The organism is Bradyrhizobium oligotrophicum S58 (genome assembly GCF_000344805.1).
GTDB classification, from domain to species: Bacteria; Pseudomonadota; Alphaproteobacteria; order Rhizobiales; family Xanthobacteraceae; genus Bradyrhizobium; species Bradyrhizobium oligotrophicum.
In genome coordinates this window covers 6,128,173-6,144,861 of the sequence record NC_020453.1, presented here as the reverse complement: position 1 = coordinate 6,144,861, position 16,689 = coordinate 6,128,173, and the positions used below count along the sequence as shown (strand labels likewise).

Here is a 16,689-nt window from a genome sequence, read left to right as displayed (position 1 = left end):
ATGGGTAGCGTGGCTGCGCCGCTGGTCGAGATGACCGGGATCTCGAAGGAGTTTCCCGGCGTCAAGGCGCTCAGCGGCGTCCATCTCAAGGTCGAGCGCGGCGAGGTGCATGTGCTGTTCGGCGAGAACGGCGCCGGCAAGTCGACCTTGATCTCGATTCTCTCCGGCGTGTTCCGGCCGACCTCCGGTGCGATCAGCATCGATGGTGACGAGGTGAGCTTCCACTCCGTGCATGATGCGGCCAAGGCCGGTATCGGCACCGTGTTCCAGGAATTCTCGCTGGTGCCGACCTTGCCGGTGTTCGAGAATCTCTATCTCGGCCGCGAGCTGATGCGCGGACCGCTGACCGATCGCCGCGCCATGCTGGCCGGCGCGCGAAAACTATTCGCCGAGCTCGATTTCGACATCGACGTCATCAGGCCGGCCTCCAGCCTGTCGCGGGCGCAGCAGCAGATGGTCGAGATCGCCAAGGCGTTTCTTTCCCATGCGCGCGTGCTGATCCTCGACGAGCCGACGGCCTCGCTGACCGAGCGCGAGACCGAGCGGCTGTTCGGCTTCATCGCCAAGGCCGCTGCCTCGGGCGTCGGCATCATCTACATCTCGCACCGGATCCAGGAATTCCAGGAAATCGCCGATCGCATCTCGATCCTGCGCGACGGCCGGCTGATCGCGACCGTGCCGGCACGCGGCACCTCGGAGCGCGAACTGATCGAACTGATGACGGGCCGCGCGGTCGACCAGATCTATCCGAAGATTGCGCATCGCGCTGATGGTCCCGTCGTGATGAGGCTGGAGGGCATCCGCACCGCCGGCGTGCACGGCGCTGATCTCCAGGTCCGCGCCGGCGAGGTGCTCGGCTGCGCCGGCCTCGTCGGCAGCGGCAAGTCGCGGATCTGGCGCGCGGCGATGGGGCTGCAGCCGCTGCAGTCCGGAAGGATGATGCTGAAGGGGCGCGACGTCACCGGCGCTTCGACGCGGGCGCTGCTCAAGGACGGCGTGTTCTTCCTGCCCTCGGACCGCAAGAGCGAGGGGCTGCAGATGACCGCGAGCGCGCGCGGAAATATCGAGCTCAGCCTGCTTGATCGCGCCGATGTCGCAGGCCCACTCGGCTTCGTCGGGCCGCGGCGCAGCCGGGCGCTGACGGATGCGATCGGCGACAAGGTCGGCATCGCCAAGGTTGCCATGAACCGCGCGGCGTCCAAGCTGTCCGGCGGCAACCAGCAGAAGGTGCTGTTCGGCAAGGGCTTTGCCGATGACCGCGACGTCTACATCTTCGACGAGCCGACCGTCGGCGTCGACATGGGCACGCGCATGGCCCTGTACCAGATCATCAAGGACCTCGCCGAGGCCGGCAAGGCCGTGGTCGTGATCTCCTCGGATCTGCCGGAGGTGATGAACTTGTCGCATCGGCTCGTGGTGTTCGCCAAGGGGCGCATCGCAGCCGAGCTGTCGGGCGATGCGATCACCGAAGAGAACGTCTTGAAACACTTCTTTGCTGAAACGGAGGGCTCGGCGTGAGCATGCCAACCACGACAATCGCCGAGGACACCTCAGTTCCGCGGTCCAATGCGCTGCTGGCGGGCCTGCGCGCGGTATTCCTCCGCGTGGGCGTGCTGCCGTTCTTCCTTCTCGCCACCCTCATCGCGTTCTCGCTGGTCTCGAAGGAATTCCTGGCGCTGCAGAACCTCACCAACGTGGCGCGGCAGTCGGTCTACCTGATCCTGGTGTCGCTGGGGCAGATGCTGGCGCTGGTCACCGGCGGCTTCGACCTGTCGGTCGGCACCGCGATCGCGCTGACCTCCGTGGTGTCGGCGCTTGCGATGGTCGCGCTCTCGCACGTCCTGCCGCCGGACATGCTCTGGCTCGTGACCGTGCTCGGCTGCTGCGCCGGTCTTGCGGCCGCGCTCGTGATCGGCAGCATCAACGGGCTCGGCGTCGCCGTGTTCGGCGTCTCGCCCTTCATCATGACGCTCGGCGTGCAGTCGGTCGGCGCCGGAATCGCGCTGTTCCTGACCGGCGGGGTGCCGGTGTCGGGAATGCCGTATGAGTTCGGCGACATGCTCGGCTTTGGCCGCGTGCTCGACATTCCTGTGCCGGTGCTGATCGCGCTCGTCGCGGCGGCGACGATCTGGCTGGTGATGAACCGCACCCGGCTCGGCAAGCACATCCAGGCGGTCGGCGGCAACGTCAAGGCGGCGCGGTTGTCCGGTGTCAACACCACCAAGGTGCTGTTCATCGCCTATATCATGTGCGCGCTGCTGGCCTCGGTCGCGGGTCTGCTGCTGACCGCCCGCGTCGGCTCCGGCGAGACCAATCTCGGCGGCACGATCGCGCTGGAATCGATCGCGGCCTGCGTCATCGCCGGCGTGTCGCTGCATGGCGGCATCGGCCGGGTCGAGAACGTGGTGCTTGGCGGCTTCTTCATCGTGCTCTTGCAGAACGGCATGAACATCGCGCAGATCGGCTCCTATATGCAGATGGTGCTGCTCGGCTCATTGCTGGTGCTCGCGGTCATCCTCGATCAGTTCCGCTACCGGCTGCTGGTCGGAGAGCGCTGAGTTGGCATTGCAGCCCCTGGACGTTGCCACGGCAATCCGGCATCACCTGCGCGGCTTCTGCGAAGGTGGTGAATGATGAGCGACGACCTCCATACGATCAGCGCCGGCGGCATCACCGCCACGATCAAGGCCGATGGCGCCGAGCTATGCTCGCTGAAGACAGCCGACGGACTGGAGCTGCTGTGGCAGGCGGGGCCGGTGTGGCCGCGCCATGCGCCCTGGTTGTTTCCGATCGTCGGCCGCCTCAAGGGCGATCACCTGCACCATCGCGGCCGGACCTATCCAATGACCCAACACGGCTTCGCCCGCGACCTGCGCTTCATTTGGCTGGAGCGCAGCGCCGAGGCCTGCGTGCTGCGCCTGACTGATGACGAGACGACGCAAGCGCGCTATCCCTTCGCCTTCCATCTCACCTTGAGCTACCGGATCACGGCTGACGCGCTCGACATGGTGGTCGAGATCGCCAACCCCGGCGCGGAGATGCTGCCTGCGTCGTTCGGCGCCCATCCCGCTTTCAACTGGCCGCTGCTTCCGGGGCAACCGAAGGAGAGCTACCGGCTGATCTTTGCAGAAGCTGAGCCGGCGCCGATCCGCCGTCTGACCGGCGGCCTGCTGCGCGAGCAGCCGGAGCCGTCGCCGATCGACGGCGACGTCCTCCTATTGAACGATCGTCTGTTCAACGATGATGCGATCATTCTCGACCAGCCTGCCAGCCAGTCGGTTCGGCTCGTCGGAACCAAAGGGCCTGCGCTGGAATTAGCTTGGGATAATTTTCGCCAGCTCGGCATCTGGTCGAAGCCGGGCGGCGCGCCTTTCGTCTGCATCGAACCCTGGCGCGGCTTTGCGAGCCCGCTCAATTTCGACGCCGAGTTCGCGCTCAAACCTGGCATTTTGCATATGGCGCCGGGAGCAGCGGAGACGCTGCGCTGCCGCATCAGAATCGAATCGTCCAATTAGTCTGACTTATCCGCAGCGCCCGTTTGCGTGCACAGTGGTAACCGTGACTCGCTATTTTAGGCCTGGAAAAGGCGCGGCCGTGACCTACATGAGGGACGGGGGCGGAACTTTGGATATGATGCGTCGAACGGCCGGCAGATCCTGGGTTTTCACTCGGACTGACAACGGTCGATCAACGAACATCGCGACGCGGATCGAAGCGCTGAGCGCTGGCGGCAGTCGAAGTCGCAATCCGTTGTTGCGAAGGGATCTCGCAGAGGGGCGTGCAATGGTGATTGCGCGGGGAGACGGGAGGGACGGGATGGTGTTGAAAGCGTTCGTCGGCACGATCACATGCGCCGTGCTGCTCACGGGCACCCAAGCGATTGCCGACGCCTATCAGCCAGGTGATTTCTTCAAGCTCGATCTGTCGAAGGCGGTGTTGTCACCGGTGCCGCTTGGCCCTGAGGCGCATTTCGAACCCATTCCTATTGAAGCCCGGACCGATCGGCCTGTGGCCACCGTCCGGCCAGCGCATGAATCCGACATCAGCTCCGATGTCCCGCGTGCTGTCGCTGCGCGACGCGGACATAGCGTAAGGACGGCGGAGCGGCCCCGTGGCGCCGCCCGGACCAAGCTCGCTCATCGGCGCGGCAATCCTCTGGACGCACAGGCGATGGATACGCGCGTCCAGACCTGGCCGTGCCGGCCCGGCAGTGGCGGCATCTGCAACTGGCGCTGAGCGGGCAGGCTGCACCGGCGTGCTCGTTGCGTCCGGAACCTAGCTCCCGACATCTTGATTGACGTGGATGCCGGCTCGCTTGAACTCGCAAGCGGAGCGAAGGCAAGCTGAGCGCTTCCCGCCAAGGTCTTGATGTTTCGAGGCTGCCGCCGGCCTTCGCTGGCGAAGTGGCCCGCGCGTCTCCAGGAGAAGTCATGAACGTCATCGACACCCAGGGTATCCATCTGCCCAAGCTTGGGCTCGGCACGTTTCGCATGCAGGGCACGGTATGCCGCGAAGCGGTCGAGAGCGCGCTCGCGCTCGGGTACCGCCACATCGACACCGCCGAGATGTATGCCAATGAGGATGCGATCGGGGCTGCGCTTGCGGCGGCCGATCTGCCGCGCGCCGAATTGCATGTCACCACAAAGGTCTGGCCGGAGAATCTCGCGCCGGACGCGATCCGCCGTGCGTTCGATACGAGCTTGAGGAAGCTCAGGCTGGACTTCGTCGACCTCTATCTCATCCATTGGCCGGCCAAGGGAATGAACTTGCCGGCCGCGCTGGAAACGCTGTTGAAGCTGAAGGACGAGGGACGCACGCGCGCGATCGGCGTGGCCAATTTCACCGTCGCCTTGCTGAAGCAGGCCGTGGAGGACATCCAGGCGCCCGTCGCCTGCAACCAGGTCGAGTACCATGTGATGCTCGATCAGTCGAAGCTGATGGGCTACATGGCCAGCCGATCGATCCCCCTGGTGGCCTATTGCCCGCTGGCGCAGGGGCGCGCGGCCGCCGACGAGACGCTCGCGGCGATCGGCAGGAAGCATGGCGCAAGTGCCGCCCAGGTCGCGCTGAAATGGCTGTTGGATCAGGACGGGGTGGCGGCGATTCCCAAGGCGGGGCGCAGGGAAAGTCAGCAGGCCAATTGGGATGCGATGAAGGTCCAGCTCGATGATGAGGATCGCGCGACCATCGCGGCCCTCCCCAAGGATAAGCGCTTCGTCAATCCAGGCTTTGCGCCGGATTGGGATCGCTGATCCCCTGGGATCGCTGATCCCTGGTGTTGCTTCGTTTGCGGCCAATGCGGCTGAAGAGAAATGGCCCCTCGCGGGGCCATTTCCATGTCGATTCGCGGATCAGTCGCGGTGCTTGATGATCACGGTGCGGTCGTGGTGGCGGTGAAACGGCCGGACCTCACGGCGCATGCGGTACTCGGCGCGGGAGCGGTCGAAGCCGCGATGCTCCCAGCCGTGATGATAGTGATGGCCGCCGCGCTTGATGACCACGGTCTCGGCGTTGGCCATCGACGGGGCCACGAGCGCGACAGCCGCAAGGGAAGCGAGTGCAAGAGCGATTTTCTTCATGTTGTCCTCCAGAATGAAAGTGCGGGATCAACTTGAAGTGTGGGAGAACGTTCCGCAGGAACTTCTGCGAAGTTGCTGAATGCACGTTCAGATTTGGTCTTCAGGCCGGGCGTGAACGCTGGCTTCTCTCTCTCGCTTGGCGCCTCAGTCGCACTTCCGGAGGGCGGGCGTCGGCTTGCCGTTGGCGATGAAGCGGGCCTCGCGAATGGTGTAGCTGCCGTCCTCGCCGCGGTTGAACACCGAGCGGATGCCGCCATCCGTCGTCTTGACGATGCCGTTCTCGCGCGTCTGGCGCGCCTTCGGCAGCACGATCGAGAGCACCAGAGTCTGGTCGGGCTCGACGCGCGCGTTTGCGACCTCGTTGATATCGGACGGATCATGGTCGCGGCGATAGATCAGGTTGCCCTCCGCGGTGACCTCGTAGGAGATGATGGCGCCGCGGCCCTTGACCGCCGGCGCGTCGCAATCGGCAGCCCAGGTTCCGATCAGGCCCCAGGCGCGCGCGACGTCGACAGTATCGTCGGCCGAAGCGGCCGGCGCGAATGATGATGCGAGGAGGACGATCGCAAGGAGAGGGCGGGAGATCGAGGTCATGCGGTCTCGCGGAGATGACTGCCGGGACATCTTAATGCACTGCGTCAACTGCGCAACGTCCTGCGCTCGTCTGGTTGACACAAAGTCTCAATCTTTCCGAGCCGGCCTTGCTGGATCCGCAGGCGAGGCGCATGCTGCCGGCAACTACAAACAAGCTTGGGGAGGCTGAACATGTCTGCGCTGTCGCGCCGTGATTTCCTGTTGTCTTCCGGAGCGGCCGCCGTGGCCGCGGTGTCGGGCCCGGCTCATGCGGCGATGGGCCCAGCGGACAAGTTCGACCTCATCATCAAGGGCGGCGACGTCATCGATCCCAGCCAGTCGCTGCGCGGCAAGCGCGACATCGGGATCCGCTGGGGCGTCGTCGAGGCCATCGAAGCTGAGATCCCGGCCGAGCGGACGTTGCGGTCGATCGACGCCGCCGGCCGGCTGGTGATGCCGGGGCTCATCGACCTCCACAGCCACGTCTATCCGTATGGGTCGGCGATCGGGATCCCGCCGGACGAGCTGGTGCAATTCCAGGGCACCACGACGGTGGTCTCGGCGGGCGATGCGGGGGTGAACAATCTGGCCGCGTTGCGCCGCTTCATCGCTGCCCAGTCGCGCGCGCGCATCTATGCCTTCGTCCACATCGCCAACAATGGGTTGTCGGCGTTTCCGGTGGCCGAGCTCTACAACATCGACAATGCGCAGGTGGACGCCTGCGCGATGGCGCTGGCCGAGAACCCGGACTTCCTGCTCGGGGTCAAGGTGCGGATGTCGGAGAACGTGATCTTCAAGCACGGGCTCGAGCCGTTGAAGCGCGCTATCAAGGCCTGTGAGCTCTGCGGCTGGCCGGCGCGGATGATGGTGCATATCGGTGGCGTCGAGACCGGCGAGTTGATGTCGCAGATCCTCGACCTGCTGCGCCCCGGCGACATCCTGACCCATGCCTATTCCGGCGCGCCGAACATGGCCGGCGCCTTCACCAACATCGTCCAGGACGGCAAGCTCTTGCCCGCGGCGCTCGCTGCCAAGCAGCGCGGCGTGCTGTTCGATGTCGGACATGGCGGTGGCAGCTTCGATTTCACCGTGGCGGAGGTGGCGATCCCTGGCGGCTGTGGCCCGGACACCATCTCCTCGGACATCCATGTGTTCTCGGGCAATTCGCCCGGCATGCCGTTCCTGCCGAACGTCATGGGCAAATTCCTGGCGATGGGATTCTCGCTGGAACAGGTCGTGGGCATGGCGACCTCGGCGCCGGCCAAGATCATCGGCCGTGCACCGAAGCTAGGCACCTTGCAGGTCGGCGCACCGGCCGACGTTGCGATCATCGACCTGGTCGAAGGCCCTGTCAGCTTCCTCGATACGCGTGGCAACAAGCGCGAGGGCAAGCTGCAGCTGAAGCCGGTGCAGACCGTGATCAATGGCGTGCCGTTCGGGCGGCCCTATCAGTCGCCCTTCTCGGTGCGGTGAGTCCCGCGCTTACTCGCCTGCGCTGCTGTGCTCCACATTCGCGGAGCGCAGGGGCACGCCGAACTCGTGGCGGCACACCTCGGCAAGCACCGCGATGCCGTCGCGGATCTCCTGATGCGAGGGGCTCGCAAAGCACAGCCGCAAGCGGCTTCTGGAATGCGCCGCGTCGGTCGACCATTCCGGTCCCGGATTGATCGACACGCCGCGCTTCAGGGCGGCCTGCGACAGCTTCATCGCGTCGACCTGGTCCGGCAGCTTGACCCACAGGAAGATCCCGCCCTTCGGCGGCACGAATTCCGCGGCCGTGCCGAACTCGGCGTCGAGCGCCTCGATCAGCGTACCCAGCTTTGCGCGCAGCCCGCGCACCAATTGCGGCACGTGAGTTGCGAAATGCGGCTTGCAATATTCCGCGAGCACCATCTGCTCCAGGGCTCCCGAGCCGGCATCGGTCTTGAGCGCGAGCAGAACCGACATGATCTCCCAGGGCGCGACCAGGAAGCCGACACGCAATGCGGGGGCGACGGACTTCGAGAATGACCCGAGATGGATCACGCCGCCATGGTCGGACATGCCGTGAATCGCGCGCGGGCGTCTCCCCTCCCAGATGAGGTCCGCATAGCAATCGTCCTCGAACACCGGCACGCCATAGGCGCGTGAGAGCCACAAGAGCTCAGCACGACGGTTCTCCGGCATGATGGTGCCGGTGGGGTTCTGCACGGTCGGAATGGTATAGATGTATTTCGGCCGGATGCCGCGATCCTTGAGGTCGGCCAGCACCGTCGCTAGCGCATCCGTTCGCATGCCGTCGCCGTCGAGCGGGATGCCGATGGTCTTGACGCCGAGTCGCGCCAGCCGCGTCAGCGTGCCCTGGTAATTGTCCTGCTCGACCAGCACGGTGTCGCCGCGCGTCAGCAGCGCCTGGTTGACGAGGTCGAGGCCCTGCAGCGAGCCCGAGAGGATCATGATGTCGTCGGCACGGGCCGACATGCCGGCGTCGCGCGACAGCTTGCTGGCCAGGAAGTCGCGCAACGGCCGATAGCCCTGTGGTCCGTGCGCGAGGCCATAGGTGGCGAGCGCGCGGCCTTCGCGGGCAAGCACGGCGTCTGCGGCGGCTCGCAACGCGTCCACCGGCACGGCACCAGGGTCGTTGTTGCCGCCGACGAAGCTGTATTTTGCAAGTCCTGTCCAGCGCGCGGCGGGTGCCGGCAGGCCTGAGTTCAGGAGCGGTGCAAAATCGAATGCGGCCATGAGGCACGCCTCCCTTGTTCTCGATTTCGGGCGACTTTAAACAGATACCGGGGCGCTTGTCCCGGCAGGACAGGTCCTTTTCCGGGGGAAGGCGACCTTCGAGCGGCGGTTCCGCTGCTCTGGCGCGCGCCTGCGATCCCGGCTAAAGCACCCCGGAAAAGCAGCGAGACTTGCAATGGCCGACTCGATCCAGGAAGTTCTGTACGCCTTCGCCAAGGGCGAGATGGTCGTCGTGACCGATGACGACGACCGCGAGGGAGAGGGCGATCTCATCGTCGCCGCCTCGCTCTGTACGCCCGACAAGATGGCGTTCATCATTCGCCATACATCCGGCATCGTGTGCGCGCCGATCACTGCCGACGACGCGCGGCGGCTGCGGCTCGACCCGATGGTCGCGCACAACGATTCCAATCACACCACGGCCTTCACCGTCTCGATCGACTACAAGCCGGATGGCGGCACCGGCATCTCGGCCGAAGAGCGCGCCTCCTGCTGTCGTGCGCTCGCCAACCCGAATGCCGGCGCCGCCGATTTCGCGCGCCCCGGCCATATCTTCCCGTTGATCGCGCGTGACGGCGGCGTGCTGCTGCGCTCGGGCCACACCGAGGCGGCGGTCGATCTCTGCAAGCTCTCGGGGCTGCCACCGGTCGGCGTCATCTCCGAGTTGATGAACGATGACGGCACGGTGATGAAGGGCGAGCAGGTCGTCCGTTTCGCCGCGGCCCACAATCTCAGGCACGTCACCATCGCCGACCTGATCTCGTACCGCCAGGCGCGCGAGAAGCTGATCGAGCGGGTGTCGACGTTCACGACCGACAGCCCGATCGGCCCGTTGCAGGGCTTCGCGTACCGTTCGCCGTTCGATCCGATCACCCACGCCGCGTTCGTCTACAATGGGATCGGCGATGGCAAGAATGTGCTCACCCGGCTGCACAAGCCCAACATCGTCAAGGACCTGATTGCGGGTCCGCAGCGTATCCAGGCCGTGCTGCAGCACTTCAAGAAGGCCGGCCGCGGCGTGCTCATCTATCTGCGCGACGGTGCGGCCGGCGTGCCGGTCGAGCCGGTCGAAGAGCCGCATACCGCGGAGGCCGATCGTCATCGCCAGTGGCGCGAGGTCGGCGTCGGTGCGCAGATCCTGCGTGATCTCGGCGTGACGTCGATCCGGAACCTCACCTCGTCGGTCCATGACTACAAGGGCCTGTCGGGTTTCGGCATCGAGATCGTCGCCAACGAACGGCTTGAAGGCTGAACCTCCAGGATTTAACTTCAGACCGCTGCGGCCCGTGCGCAGCGAGACGCGAAAGGACCATTCATGAGCGCGCGCCCTCAGGCAAAGGACAAGCCGGCCCAGTCGAGCTTCCAGTGGGACGATCCCTTCCTGCTGGACGATCAGCTGACCGAGGACGAGCGCATGGTGCGTGACACCGCGCGCGCCTATGCCCAGGACAAGCTGCTGCCGCGCATCACCAAGGCCTATCTCGAAGAGAAGACCGATCGCGAGATCTTCAACGAGATGGGGGAGCTCGGCCTGATCGGCATCACGTTGCCGGAGGAATATGGCTGCGCCAATGCGAGCTACGTCGCCTATGGGCTCGTGGCGCGCGAGATCGAGCGCGTCGATTCCGGCTACCGCTCGATGAACTCGGTGCAGTCGTCGCTGGTGATGTATCCGATCTACGCCTATGGCGACGAGAGCCAGCGCAAGAAATACCTGCCGAAGCTCGCCAGCGGCGAATGGGTCGGCTGTTTCGGCCTGACCGAGCCGGATGCCGGCTCCGATCCCGCCGGCATGAAGACCCGCGCCGAGAAGGTTGCGGACGGCTATCGGCTGACCGGCAGCAAGATGTGGATCTCGAATGCGCCGATCGCCGATGTGTTCGTGGTGTGGGCCAAATCGGCCGAGCACGACAACCAGATCCGCGGCTTCATCCTCGAGAAGGGCATGAAGGGGCTGTCTGCGCCGAAGATCGGCGGCAAGCTGTCCTTGCGCGCCTCGATCACCGGTGAGGTGGTGATGGACGGCGTCGTGGTGCCGGAAAGCGCGCTGCTGCCGAACGTGTCCGGCCTGAAGGGGCCGTTCGGCTGCCTCAACCGCGCCCGCTACGGCATCTCCTGGGGCGTGCTCGGCGCGGCAGAGGACTGCATGCATCGCGCCCGCCAGTACACGCTCGATCGCAAGCAGTTCGGCCGGCCGCTGGCCGCGACGCAGCTGGTGCAGAAGAAGCTCGCCGACATGCAGACCGAGATTGCGCTTGGCCTGCAGGGAAGCTTGCGCGTCGGTCGCCTGATGGACGAGGGCAAGATGGCGCCCGAGATGATCTCGATCGTCAAGCGCAACAATTGCGGCAAGTCGCTCGACATCGCCCGGGTCGCGCGTGACATGCACGGCGGCAACGGCATCTCGATCGAGTATCACGTGATGCGCCACGCCGCCAACCTCGAGACGGTCAACACCTACGAGGGCGCGCACGACGTCCACGCGCTGATCCTCGGCCGCGCCATCACCGGCATCCAGGCGTTTTTCTAGTTCGCATGGTCGTTCCCGGGGACGCGCGCCTTGAGTCCTCAACTGTCATCCTCCGTCACCGGGTCTCGCCTTCGGCGAGCCCGATGACAGGCTCCAGCGGACGATCCAGTACGCCGGGATGACAGTGATCAGCCGAGATGCCGCGGCGTACCGGATGCCCTGCCTGCGCGGGGCATGACGCCGGGAGGAAGCGGGCCGTTCAAGCGCCCGCGCAAAGTTAAGGGCACGTGATGGCCGAGGACGACGTTCCGTTCAACCGCAACTTCCCGCTTGCAGCTGGTGTCGTCGAGGAGGTGCGTCCGGGCATCCGGCGCGTCCTCTGCAACAATCCGAGTCCGTTCACCTTCACCGGCACCGTCAGCTACATCGTGGGTACCGGCAAGGTCGCGATCATCGATCCCGGCCCGGACAACGAGGCGCATGCGCAGGCGCTGCTGAATGCCGTGAGCGGCGAGACCGTCACGCATATCCTGGTGACCCACACCCATCGCGACCATTCGCCGAACACCGGCCGGCTCAAGGCCGCGACCGGCGCCACCGTCTATGCGGAGGGGCCGCATCGCGCCTCACGGCCGCGTTACGAGAGCGAGAAGCACAGCCCGGAATCCGGCGTCGACCGCGATTTCGCGCCCGACATCACGGTTGCTGACGGCGATGTGATCGAAGGGCGGGGCTGGCAGCTTGAGGCCGTGGCGACGCCCGGTCATACGGCGAACCATCTCGCCTTCGCCTGGAGCGAGCGCAGCACCACCTTCGTCGGCGATCACGTGATGGGCTGGGCGACCTCGATCGTGGCGCCGCCCGACGGTTCGATGGTCGACTACATGGCCTCGCTGGAGCGCCTCGCAAGCCGGCCCGAGGAGCTCTATTTCTCAGGCCACGGCCCGGAAATCTTGGAAGGGCCGCGCTACACGCGTTTCCTGACGCGCCATCGCCAGGCACGCGAGGGCTCGATCCTGCATCGCCTCGGCAAAGGCGAGGCCGACATCCCGACCATGGTGCGGGCGATCTATATCGGCATCGATCCGCGGCTCACCACCGCGGCCGGCTATTCCGTGCTGGCCCATCTGGAGGATCTCGTGGCCCGCGGCGTCGTGGCGACGGAGGGCGATCCGGTGATCGGCGGGACGTATCGGCTGGCGTAGCGAATCTGGCGTAGCGAATAACGAATCGGGAGTAGCGAATAGGGGGAGCGAACGCAGGCTCGAGCGACTTCCTTCTCTGCTCGCTACTCCCTATTCGCCCATTTCACTTCTTCACCGTCTTCGCATTTCCCTTCGCCGCCACCGGCGGCGGCGTGATCTTCTTCACCGGCTTCTGCGCCTCGGCCTCGCCGGCATTCGACAAATCCTCGATCAGCTTGTTGACGCGCGCGGCGTTGCTGCCGAGATCGGAATCGAAATACCGCGAGGCGGAGCGGACATCGATGCGGGAATCCTCGCCGTCGGGCTGGACGCGGATCGAGATGTCCTCGCGAAAGCCCATGATCGGCGTGCGCGCCACGGCCTCGATGCGGCCGACGCGGCGCGGCGGCTGCGGCGCGCGCTCGTCGACCACGAACCATTTGCGGCGGTTGACCAGCTTCAGCGCGATCGCGTAGGCGCGATCGGGCGGCAGCTCGATCTGCACCGGCTCGATGTCCGGATAGAATTTCTGCTGCTGCTCGGCCGTATAGAGCCCGGCATAGACGGCGGTGTTGGTGCCGTCGCCGTTGCGCAAGGCGGCCAGCGCCTCGAAGCGCGGCGGATCGATCGGGTCGGTGGTGATGTCGTAGATCTTGGGCAGCTTGCGGTACTGGAGCGCGAGATAGGCCGGATAGGCGAGCACGACCGCATCGATCATGAAGGCGAGCAGGATGCGGCTCATGCCGCGGCTGCCGTTGCGCCAGATCGCGACGAAGGCGGCCAGCCCGAGCAGGATGGACAGTGCGGCGAGCCCCAGCGCGCCGAAGAACGTCGCCAGCGCCGGCTTCATCTCCAGGAAGTCGAAGCGCAGGATCAGGATCGAAACGACCGCGGCGATCACGGAGAACACCGCGAGATTGCGGGTCCAGGTCGCCAGGCTGGAGGTCGGCTCCGACAGATAGGGGGTGTGAAACCTGCGGGCCATCGTGTCAGGAACTGCCGGGTTGGGCCGCTGCCTGTGTTGCGCCGGGCGGCCGGGTCATCCGTGTGAGACCACGCGGATGGGGTAAATTCAAGAGGGGTCTGGCCCGGAGAGGGCGGTTGATCCGGAGACCGGGTCAGGCGGCTCCGCTGGAGCGGGTGCGCAACGCCGTCAGCATCAACAGGATGGTTGCGCCGGAGAATGCCGCGCCGGTCGTGAACGTCGCCTGCGGTCCATAGGCGTGCCACAGCCATCCCGCCAGCAGGCTGGCGACGAGCAGCGCGCCGCCGGTGACGAGGTTGAACAGGCCGAAGGCGGTGCCGCGCAAGTCCGGCGGGGCGGTATCGGCGACCATCGCCGAGAGCAGCCCCTGCGACAGCCCAAGATAGAGGCCCCAGAGCGCCACTCCGATCGCGGTGCCGATCAGGCCGGGCACGAAAGCCAGCGTCAGGTCGGCGGCCGTGAGCATGACGAGCCCGCAGGTCAGCACGTTGCTGCGGCCGATACGGTCGGAGAGGATGCCCGCCGGCATGGCGACGCCGGCATAGATCAGGTTCATCAGCACGTAGACCAGCGGGATCAGGAACAGGGCGAGGCCGTCGGCCTGCGCCTTGAGCACCAGGAAGGCCTCGCTGAAGCGGGCCAGCGCGAACACCGCACCGATGGCGACCACGATCCAGTAGGCGCGTGGCAGCCGGCGCAGCTCGCGCGCGTGAATCGGCCAGCCGCGGCGCGGCGCCGGCGCGGTCTCCACCGGCTCGCGCAGGCCGAACAGGATCAGCAGCACGGCGAGCGCGGCCGGCAGGGCCGACCACCAGAACACCGCGCGGAAGTCGTTGGCGTAGAGTGCCATCAGGGCCACGGCGAGCAGCGGGCCGGCAAAGGCGCCGACCGTGTCGAGCGCCTGGCGCAGGCCATAGCTCGCGCCGCGGATGCCTTCCGGCGTCACGTCCGCGATCAGCGCGTCGCGCGGCGCCTCGCGGATGCCCTTGCCGATGCGGTCGACGAAGCGCGCGGCGAGGATCTGCCAGGAGGTGCTGGCAAGCGGAAACACCGGCTTGGTCAGTGCCGCCAGCCCATAGCCGATCCCGACCAGCAGCTTTCGCTTGCCGATCCGGTCCGACAGCGCGCCGGAGAACACCTTCGTGATCGCGGCGGTGGCCTCGGCCACGCCTTCGATCAGGCCGATGGTCACCGTCGAGGCGCCGACAACGGTGGCGAGGAAGATCGGCAGCAGGGCGTGGATCAGCTCCGATGAGATGTCCATCAGCAGCGACACCAGCCCGAGCGTCAGCACCGTCGACGGCACGTCGCGCCATGTGGTGCGTGCTGTCCGTTGTCCCGTCGTGTTCATCGCGGCTTTGTACCGGTTGGATCTCCTCCAGCCTTGCGCCACGTCAACGCCGGATCACCGGCCAAGGTGCGGGAGCAAAGCAGAACGGCCTCTCCGATGATGGAGAGGCCGCTCGTCGTGATGCGCCGTTGGACGCGGCCTTCTCAGGCTGCGGCGTTCGGGAAGCGATAGCTCTTGAACTGATCGCGCAACGCGGTCTTCAGGATCTTGCCGGTGGCCGTGTGCGGGATGCCGTCGACGAAGGCGACGTCATCGGGCATCCACCATTTGGCGATCTTGCCTTCCATGTATTTCAGGATGTCCTCGCGCGTCGTGGTCTGGCCGGGCTTGAGCTGCACGATCAGCAGCGGACGCTCGTCCCATTTCGGATGGTAGACGCCGATCACGGCCGCCTCCGCCACGGCCGGATGGCCGACAGCGAGGTTCTCCAGGTCGATCGAGGATATCCACTCGCCGCCGGACTTGATGACGTCCTTGGAGCGGTCGGTGATGCGCATGAAACCATGCTCGTCGACGGTCGCGACGTCGCCGGTGTCGAAGAAGCCTTCCTCGTCGAGAATGTTGCTGTCGACCTTGAAGTAGGCCTTCGAGACCGCTGGGCCCGACACTTTGAGGCGACCGAAGGTCTTGCCGTCCCACGGCAGCTTGGCCCCGGCATCGTCGGTGATCTTCATTTCGACGCCGAACGGCGGAAAACCCTGGGTCTGCAGCACGTCGAGCTTGGCGTCGCCCGCGGCGTCGAGGAACGGCGGCTTCAAGGTCGCGAGCGTGCCGATCGGGCTCATCTCCGTCATGCCCCAGGCGTGACGGACGCCTATGCCCATGTCGAGGAAGGCCTGGATCATCGAGCGTGGCATCGCCGAGCCGCCGCACACCACCATCTTCAGGTGCGGCAGTTTGAGGTTATGCGCCTGCATGTGCTGCAGCAGCATCAGCCACACCGTCGGTACGCCCGCAGTGTAGGTCACCTTTTCGGTGTCGAGCAGCTCGTAGACCGAGGCGCCGTCGAGCTTGGGGCCGGGCATCACGAGCTTGGTGCCCATCGAGGGCGCGGAGAAGGCAATGCCCCAGCTGTTGGCATGGAACAGGGGAACCACCGGAAGCATTGTGTCTGCTGCGGACGTACCGAGTGAATCCCGGTTATTGGCCATCAACGCATGCAGCACGTTGGACCGATGCGAATACAGCACACCTTTCGGATCGCCCGTGGTGCCGGACGTGTAGCACATCGCAGCTGCGGTGTTTTCGTCGAAGGTGCCCCAGGTGAAATCGCCGTCGGCCTCGCCGATCCACGATTCGTAGGCGACCGCGTTCTTGAGCGTCGTCTGCGGCATGTGCGCGGCGTCGGTCAGCACCACGTACCGTTCGACGCTCGGCAGCTTGTCGGCGAGCTTTTCCAGGATCGGCACGAAGGTCAGATCGGTGATGACGATGCGATCCTGCGCATGGTTGATGATCCAGGCGATCTGCTCGGGAAACAGCCGCGGATTGACCGTGTGACAGATCGCGCCGATTCCCATGATGCCGTACCAGACCTCGAGATGACGGGCGGTATTCCAGGCGATGGTGGCGACGCGGTCGCCGAGCTTGATGCCGTCGCGCGTCAGCTTCTGTGAAACCTTGAGAGCGCGGTCGTGGATTTGCCGATAGGTGGTGCGAACGATGGGGCCTTCGACCGAGCGGGTCACGACCTCCTGGGAGCCGTGGATTGTCGCCGCATGCTCGATGATCCGGTGACAAAGCAGGGGCCAGTCTTGCATCAAACCAAGCATCAGGTCGTTCCTCCGGTATTCGCTTGCAGCGAGGGTCTTTTGGTCTGTTTGATC

Annotated in this window: 15 protein-coding genes; 9 read left to right on the top strand and 6 right to left on the bottom strand. The window is 65.6% G+C overall.

Going from position 1 to position 16,689, the window contains the following annotated elements:
• The 5 genes from S58_RS26465 (at nucleotide 1) to S58_RS26445 (ending at nucleotide 5,252) form a co-directional block, all read left to right on the top strand.
• Entirely contained in the window at nucleotides 1-1,518 is a 1,518-nt protein-coding gene (locus S58_RS26465; protein WP_015668468.1) for a sugar ABC transporter ATP-binding protein, read from the top strand.
• Complete coding sequence (locus S58_RS26460; protein WP_015668467.1) at nucleotides 1,515-2,558, top strand: ABC transporter permease; 1,044 nt, start codon at nucleotides 1,515-1,517, stop codon at nucleotides 2,556-2,558. Before S58_RS26465 ends, S58_RS26460 begins: the two co-directional genes overlap by 4 nt.
• Before the next feature lie 75 nt (nucleotides 2,559-2,633).
• Entirely contained in the window at nucleotides 2,634-3,515 is an 882-nt protein-coding gene (locus S58_RS26455) for an aldose 1-epimerase family protein (RefSeq protein WP_042340945.1), read from the top strand.
• 301 nt (nucleotides 3,516-3,816) lie between these two features.
• A complete protein-coding gene (locus S58_RS26450; RefSeq protein ID WP_015668465.1) occupies nucleotides 3,817-4,236 on the top strand; it encodes a hypothetical protein in 420 nt (139 codons plus the stop codon).
• 194 nt (nucleotides 4,237-4,430) lie between these two features.
• Nucleotides 4,431-5,252, top strand: a complete 822-nt coding sequence (locus S58_RS26445; protein ID WP_015668464.1) for an aldo/keto reductase — start codon at nucleotides 4,431-4,433, stop codon at nucleotides 5,250-5,252.
• 99 nt (nucleotides 5,253-5,351) lie between these two features.
• Here the strand turns inward: S58_RS26445 and S58_RS26440 are convergent, their stop codons facing one another.
• Both S58_RS26440 and S58_RS26435 read right to left on the bottom strand, forming a co-directional pair.
• The gene (locus tag S58_RS26440; protein ID WP_015668463.1) at nucleotides 5,352-5,579 is read right to left on the bottom strand and encodes a hypothetical protein; all 228 of its coding nucleotides are present in this window, start codon (nucleotides 5,577-5,579) and stop codon (nucleotides 5,352-5,354) included.
• A gap of 144 nt (nucleotides 5,580-5,723) precedes the next feature.
• A complete protein-coding gene (locus tag S58_RS26435) occupies nucleotides 5,724-6,173 on the bottom strand; it encodes a hypothetical protein (RefSeq protein ID WP_015668462.1) in 450 nt (149 codons plus the stop codon).
• Nucleotides 6,174-6,344: 171 nt separating this feature from the next.
• Between S58_RS26435 and S58_RS26430 the strand changes: the two genes are divergently transcribed.
• Nucleotides 6,345-7,625 carry an amidohydrolase family protein gene (locus S58_RS26430; RefSeq protein WP_015668461.1) on the top strand — a complete coding sequence of 427 codons (1,281 nt, stop codon included), beginning with the start codon at nucleotides 6,345-6,347 and terminating at the stop codon, nucleotides 7,623-7,625.
• Between the two features lie 9 nt (nucleotides 7,626-7,634).
• Here S58_RS26430 and S58_RS26425 read toward each other — a convergent pair whose 3' ends face one another.
• Nucleotides 7,635-8,873 carry an aminotransferase-like domain-containing protein gene (locus S58_RS26425; RefSeq protein WP_015668460.1) on the bottom strand — a complete coding sequence of 413 codons (1,239 nt, stop codon included), beginning with the start codon at nucleotides 8,871-8,873 and terminating at the stop codon, nucleotides 7,635-7,637.
• 175 nt (nucleotides 8,874-9,048) lie between these two features.
• Between S58_RS26425 and ribB the strand changes: the two genes are divergently transcribed.
• From ribB to S58_RS26410, 3 genes are all read left to right on the top strand, one after another.
• The gene (gene ribB / locus S58_RS26420) at nucleotides 9,049-10,125 is read left to right on the top strand and encodes a 3,4-dihydroxy-2-butanone-4-phosphate synthase (protein ID WP_015668459.1); all 1,077 of its coding nucleotides are present in this window, start codon (nucleotides 9,049-9,051) and stop codon (nucleotides 10,123-10,125) included.
• Nucleotides 10,126-10,188: 63 nt separating this feature from the next.
• Entirely contained in the window at nucleotides 10,189-11,403 is a 1,215-nt protein-coding gene (locus S58_RS26415; protein WP_015668458.1) for an acyl-CoA dehydrogenase, read from the top strand.
• A gap of 230 nt (nucleotides 11,404-11,633) precedes the next feature.
• Nucleotides 11,634-12,548, top strand: a complete 915-nt coding sequence (locus S58_RS26410; RefSeq protein WP_015668457.1) for an MBL fold metallo-hydrolase — start codon at nucleotides 11,634-11,636, stop codon at nucleotides 12,546-12,548.
• A 103-nt stretch (nucleotides 12,549-12,651) separates the two neighbouring features.
• Here the strand turns inward: S58_RS26410 and S58_RS26405 are convergent, their stop codons facing one another.
• The 3 genes from S58_RS26405 to S58_RS26395 form a co-directional block, all read right to left on the bottom strand.
• A complete protein-coding gene (locus tag S58_RS26405) occupies nucleotides 12,652-13,512 on the bottom strand; it encodes a DUF1499 domain-containing protein (RefSeq protein WP_015668456.1) in 861 nt (286 codons plus the stop codon).
• A 133-nt stretch (nucleotides 13,513-13,645) separates the two neighbouring features.
• Nucleotides 13,646-14,863 carry an MFS transporter gene (locus tag S58_RS26400; RefSeq protein WP_042340230.1) on the bottom strand — a complete coding sequence of 406 codons (1,218 nt, stop codon included), beginning with the start codon at nucleotides 14,861-14,863 and terminating at the stop codon, nucleotides 13,646-13,648.
• 143 nt (nucleotides 14,864-15,006) lie between these two features.
• Nucleotides 15,007-16,635: a fatty-acid--CoA ligase gene (locus S58_RS26395; protein WP_015668454.1), complete on the bottom strand. Its 1,629-nt coding sequence runs from the start codon at nucleotides 16,633-16,635 to the stop codon at nucleotides 15,007-15,009.
• Nucleotides 16,636-16,689: the final 54 nt, after the last annotated feature.

Bases quoted from the DNA above. Each gene is read 5' to 3' on its own strand.
- S58_RS26465 (WP_015668468.1), top strand. From the start codon at position 1: ATGGGTAGCGTGGCTGCGCCGCTGGTCGAGATGACCGGGATCTCGAAG.
- S58_RS26455 (WP_042340945.1), top strand. From the start codon at position 2,634: ATGAGCGACGACCTCCATACGATCAGCGCCGGCGGCATCACCGCCACG.
- S58_RS26450 (WP_015668465.1), top strand. From the start codon at position 3,817: ATGGTGTTGAAAGCGTTCGTCGGCACGATCACATGCGCCGTGCTGCTC.
- S58_RS26445 (WP_015668464.1), top strand. From the start codon at position 4,431: ATGAACGTCATCGACACCCAGGGTATCCATCTGCCCAAGCTTGGGCTC.
- S58_RS26440 (WP_015668463.1), bottom strand. From the start codon at position 5,579: ATGAAGAAAATCGCTCTTGCACTCGCTTCCCTTGCGGCTGTCGCGCTC.
- S58_RS26435 (WP_015668462.1), bottom strand. From the start codon at position 6,173: ATGACCTCGATCTCCCGCCCTCTCCTTGCGATCGTCCTCCTCGCATCA.
- S58_RS26430 (WP_015668461.1), top strand. From the start codon at position 6,345: ATGTCTGCGCTGTCGCGCCGTGATTTCCTGTTGTCTTCCGGAGCGGCC.
- S58_RS26425 (WP_015668460.1), bottom strand. From the start codon at position 8,873: ATGGCCGCATTCGATTTTGCACCGCTCCTGAACTCAGGCCTGCCGGCA.
- ribB (WP_015668459.1), top strand. From the start codon at position 9,049: ATGGCCGACTCGATCCAGGAAGTTCTGTACGCCTTCGCCAAGGGCGAG.
- S58_RS26415 (WP_015668458.1), top strand. From the start codon at position 10,189: ATGAGCGCGCGCCCTCAGGCAAAGGACAAGCCGGCCCAGTCGAGCTTC.
- S58_RS26410 (WP_015668457.1), top strand. From the start codon at position 11,634: ATGGCCGAGGACGACGTTCCGTTCAACCGCAACTTCCCGCTTGCAGCT.
- S58_RS26405 (WP_015668456.1), bottom strand. From the start codon at position 13,512: ATGGCCCGCAGGTTTCACACCCCCTATCTGTCGGAGCCGACCTCCAGC.
- S58_RS26400 (WP_042340230.1), bottom strand. From the start codon at position 14,863: ATGAACACGACGGGACAACGGACAGCACGCACCACATGGCGCGACGTG.
- S58_RS26395 (WP_015668454.1), bottom strand. From the start codon at position 16,635: ATGCTTGGTTTGATGCAAGACTGGCCCCTGCTTTGTCACCGGATCATC.